The sequence below is a fragment of the Collinsella sp. AF05-9 genome (assembly GCF_003465595.1).
Taxonomy (GTDB): domain Bacteria; phylum Actinomycetota; class Coriobacteriia; order Coriobacteriales; family Coriobacteriaceae; genus Collinsella.
Genome location: NZ_QSBB01000059.1, coordinates 1 through 4,337 on the forward strand (window position 1 = coordinate 1; position 4,337 = coordinate 4,337).

General features: G+C 55.3%; 6 protein-coding genes and 1 pseudogene. 4 read left to right on the top strand and 3 right to left on the bottom strand.

What is annotated here, in order from left to right; all coding sequences use genetic code 11:
* The 3 genes and pseudogenes from DWV43_RS10450 to DWV43_RS09775 all read left to right on the top strand — a co-directional run.
* A pseudogene (locus tag DWV43_RS10450) lies at positions 1-255 on the top strand (hypothetical protein); the annotation flags it as partial.
* A 1-nt stretch (position 256) separates the two neighbouring features.
* Complete coding sequence (locus DWV43_RS09770; protein WP_117818413.1) at positions 257-685, top strand: hypothetical protein; 429 nt, start codon at positions 257-259, stop codon at positions 683-685.
* A 180-nt stretch (positions 686-865) separates the two neighbouring features.
* Positions 866-1,183: a BspA family leucine-rich repeat surface protein gene (locus tag DWV43_RS09775; protein ID WP_255413614.1), complete on the top strand. Its 318-nt coding sequence runs from the start codon at positions 866-868 to the stop codon at positions 1,181-1,183.
* 75 nt (positions 1,184-1,258) lie between these two features.
* Here DWV43_RS09775 and DWV43_RS09780 read toward each other — a convergent pair whose 3' ends face one another.
* Positions 1,259-2,524 carry an ATP-binding protein gene (locus DWV43_RS09780; RefSeq protein ID WP_117818417.1) on the bottom strand — a complete coding sequence of 422 codons (1,266 nt, stop codon included), beginning with the start codon at positions 2,522-2,524 and terminating at the stop codon, positions 1,259-1,261.
* 244 nt (positions 2,525-2,768) lie between these two features.
* Positions 2,769-2,990 carry a hypothetical protein gene (locus DWV43_RS09785; RefSeq protein ID WP_117818419.1) on the bottom strand — a complete coding sequence of 74 codons (222 nt, stop codon included), beginning with the start codon at positions 2,988-2,990 and terminating at the stop codon, positions 2,769-2,771.
* A gap of 99 nt (positions 2,991-3,089) precedes the next feature.
* On the opposite strand from DWV43_RS09785, the gene DWV43_RS09790 reads away from it, so the two are divergent.
* Positions 3,090-3,284, top strand: a complete 195-nt coding sequence (locus DWV43_RS09790; protein ID WP_089572638.1) for a hypothetical protein — start codon at positions 3,090-3,092, stop codon at positions 3,282-3,284.
* A gap of 152 nt (positions 3,285-3,436) precedes the next feature.
* Here DWV43_RS09790 and DWV43_RS09795 read toward each other — a convergent pair whose 3' ends face one another.
* Positions 3,437-3,676, bottom strand: coding sequence for a hypothetical protein (locus DWV43_RS09795; protein ID WP_117818421.1), 240 nt, complete (start codon positions 3,674-3,676; stop codon positions 3,437-3,439).
* Positions 3,677-4,337: the final 661 nt, after the last annotated feature.

A 4,337-nucleotide genomic window follows, 5' to 3' on the forward strand; every position in this document is an offset into this window, starting at 1 on the left:
GATTGCCCGTACCTCATCCTCGATGAACCGCTGAACGGCCTCGATCCGGGAAAGCGGAAAACCTCCTGCGACGCGATGCGCAGCGAGGTGGCGCGGGGACGCAGCGTGCTCATTTCAAGCCATCTGCTCGACGACCTGGCAGACCTCACCGACTCGTTCTACTTCATCGAGGCCGGCACGCTCGTGGAAAAGATCAAGTCGTCCTCGCAGACGCTCAAGCAGGAATACCTCGATACATACGAGGGAGGTGAATGACATGATAGGCAAGGGCTATGCAAAGATAGCGATTGTTGGCCTTGTAATCGGTCTTGCAATGGCACTATGCGCATCATTCGCGAAGTATAGGTCCGAGCAGTCGTTCATCGATGGCGCTGAAAATGGGTTTGGCATAGACGGGATGTATGCCAACGATGGCGCGACCAGGACGTCTATGGCGATTCTTGCAGGCGAAGACATGGAATGGCAAATCTGTAATGACGATGGCTCTTGTCTGAGTGGTCGTTTGGCCGCAACGAGCGACCCGAATTCGTTCGATCTTCTCGACAATGATGGAGCGGATTGCGGTTCTGTCCACCTTTCATATGCATCGCGAGATGGGATGGATGGCATTCTCTACGTCTCCCACGAGACTGGCGATTTCAAGATGCGCAGGACTAACCGAGTGCCGGCTTTTATCGAGGAGTGAGAGTTCCCGGCGGCCTGCCGATCAGGCCGCCGGGGTATCGAATCCCGCATTCATCCGTACACACACGGACGAATTCGGAAAGCAACCATGGTATTCCTACAGGAATCGAATCCGTGAGGTCGTTGTCCTGGATACCTGGGATCCAGAGAGCGGTAGATACCTGTTCGACGGTCTGACCCAATCGACCTATCGAAACTCGATACATCGGATTGCACGACCCTGGAGGGCATGTTCAGGGGATGCTCAAGCGTCACGGAGCTTTTTGATCTCGACCGTCTTGACACCTCGAACGTCGAGAACACGTCCTACATGTTCCTCAACTGCCTGACGCTCAAGGCCGTCAGCATCTTGGGATGGGAGGCGTCCGGAATCACAGACGTCGACCAGATGCTCAGTGGCTGCTCTACCTACATCCTCGCAACCGAGGAGCAGCGCGAGTTCCTGAACAAAATCACCGGCTCCACGCAGCACGGAATTTGGACCCGCAACCTTTCTTAGCCCAGATCAAAATACCGGTTGTTTCCAGAAATCCTCTAGACGCCTTCTAGATGATTTCTGGAAATGCAAATAGCTTTAGATTCCGAGCGTATCGACCGGAGCAATAACGATGCCTTCGCTAGTTACGTGAGCCGGCATACCAAACCCGATGACGATGAGTTTCGCCGCAGGTGGCCTCTCCCCGCGATCGACCAGCTTTCGTTCGAGTCGAAGCAGATTTTCCACTGCCTCTGGGACTTGGGGGCTCCCAAGCTTGACCTCAATGGCAACCCACGAGCCGTCACGACGATGGACAATCGCGTCGACCTCCAGGTCGTCAGCGTCGTGGTAGTGAGATACGGTCGCATCGCTGGCCGCCGCGTAAACCTTGAGATCGTGCAGCACGAGGGATTCGAAGAGCAAGCCAAGGGTCTTCGGATCGGATGACAACGACTCCGGGTCCGCACCGATGAGGGCGACGGCGAGCGATGGGTCCGCAAGGTGCCGCTTCGCGCCCTGCCGCAACTTCACCGGCGACCTGAGAGCCGGATGCCACGCGGGGACATCGTCGACGATATTGATACGGCGCAGCGCGTCCATGTAGCCGGTAATCGTATTCTTTGAGACGTCAACGCCCAAATCCCTTTCGATGGACCTCATGCCGGCAAGAGTCGATTCATTGCGTGCAAGCGACGAGAGCAAGGCCCTTACCTTAACCGGGTCGCGTTTCACTCCATCCGCCCTCGAAACGTCAGACTCGCAAACACCGTCAATATAGGCGGCGGCTATCCGCATTGCGTCGGCAGTTGTCTTACCGGCCGCTTGGGGCCAACCGCCGCGGCAGAGCAAATCCGCGATACCGGCGATACCGGCGATGGATCCGAGTGACGCCGTAACGGGATCGCCGGCGAGCAGCGCCCCAAGCGAGACAGCTCCCGACGAAATGCCGAGCTCGAAAAGCGTCATGGTATCCATCCGCAAACGGGCGATTCGACCCACACCGCTGTGCATCGGCTGGTTCTCGGCTCGCGGCGTCGCAGATCCGGTGAGAATGAACTGTCCTGGCTCCCCTCCCCTGGCATCGCATTCGAATCGCACGGCATCCCATAGCTTCGGTTCTTCCTGCCATTCGTCGACAAGCCTCGGGGTCGGTCCGACAATTGCCTGGGCCGGATCGAGACGAGCGAGCTGGAGGGCCGCAAAACCGCCAGATGGGTCGGAGAGAGATAACGATGACTCGGCAAATCTCTGGGCTGTCGTTGTCTTTCCACACCATTTCGGCCCCTGAATGAGCACGGCACCGAAAATGCCAAGGTCGCGCTCGACCAAGCAGTCGACGCACCGTCTTATATACCTATCCATCGCCTTTCCCTCCAATCATCCACTTGAAATTATACTGTCTATCTGCGTCGTTGGGACAAATAACGATTACTTATTGGGACGATTGACGATAGTTCGTTGGGACGATTGACGATGGTTCGTTGGGACGATTTCAATTTTTCTAAGGCACCAATCAACAGCCGTGACCATATGACTGTGCGCACATGTTAGCATGGTCATATGGTCACATATTTATAGCTGCGGTTATGCTGCGACAACTCAACCGTTAGCGCTTATTAAACAGCCAACCAAATCCTGGTTTGTCCAGTTGGCGCATCTGCCCCACCTGAATCTTCGTCTCCACGCCATCCTTGCCGAAGATGGTGCTCATATTCTTAGTGATCGGGACGACCGTCTTCGCCTCACCCGTCGTTAGGTTGAAGCGCTGGCAGCCGACCTGGTTCTCAAGATGGATCTGGCCATCGGATCCAAAGACATTCTGGTACATGTCTGCCTCATCGCAAGAAACTGTCGATCCCAAGATAACAGGCGGGCGAATCCGGAGCAGCAGACGCTCGATAATACATGATCATGTTAATGTAGTCATATGCTCACGTATTACAAGCTGGGACCTTATGTATTAGAGCTCAAACTGCGCCGCCGCGTCACCATGAACACCGACGGCGAGAACATCGACTACTTCAAGGCGGAGGCCGCCCGCACGGACGTCCCCTATCAGGTCATCATCAACATGTACCTGACGGAGTTCCGCATGCAGAAGAGGCACCTCGCGGTCGCGTAATACAAATAGGTAAGATCCCACGCGTGTCACGCCTCGGCGCAATCGGAGCGCCGTCTGCGGCGCGGGGCGGAATAAGACCGGGCGACCCGGGCAATCTGGTCCCGACTCTCCCGGTCGTATTCCTACGATATCGCCCCTAAATCACCAATGTGTCAGATAAAGAATGATGCAATGGCTATGATCACGCCTACGGCGGATGCGGCGACTGCGCCTTTTTTCCTCTCCTTTAGTCCGACGAATAGGGTTGCCGTAAAGTAAAGGGCGGAAATGCAGGATATGGCAAGCGAAACGAATTCCTTGGGCGGTTTCAGCAAAAGGTCGCTAGCAAAGAGTAATGCAAGCAGGGCAAAGCCGATTGTGTTCAAGTATCTCGATTGATTTTGCGACAGCATGGCAACCGCCTTTTAGAACATGTAAGTGAAAAGTCGGTACGATGTCATTGCGGTTGCAAACAAGCCGCCGCCAGGACCGGTTGTTACGAGACCGGCGATAACGCATTTTCTCGGTTTCCAGCTCATGACAGACCCCTCTCTCATGGTGAAACGCATACATTATGAGATATGCACATTATCTCGCTAATTAATTTCAATATCCATCATCCAACTAAAGAATACTGACTCACTGGTTCAGCGACGATGCGTTCTTACCCTTGCGTTCCCACTCGCCGCGTCGGCGGTCGGAAGGGTCTCCGTCTCGCAATCAGCGACCTTGTAACCGTATCTGTCGAGCCAGGCGGCAAGCGCATCCCAATCGACGCGCTTCCAGTCGCCGCCCGGCGCGTGCTGCATCACGAGGCCTCCGGCGACCATGAGCGCGTGGATATGCCCTCCTTGCAGGCCAGCGATGATCCCGCCGGTGCATACGATGCCAGGTCGCTGTGCCGGCATGGCGCAAACGTATTGGCCTTTGTGCCCCTTTTGGCAACTTTAGCATGGCTGTAGGTTAAACCAACCCACAGCCATGAGCACGTTAACGTAGTACTATGCTACCTTGATTGGCAACTTCATCCGAACACCTCCCACATTCATCCGTACATGTACGGATGAATGTGGG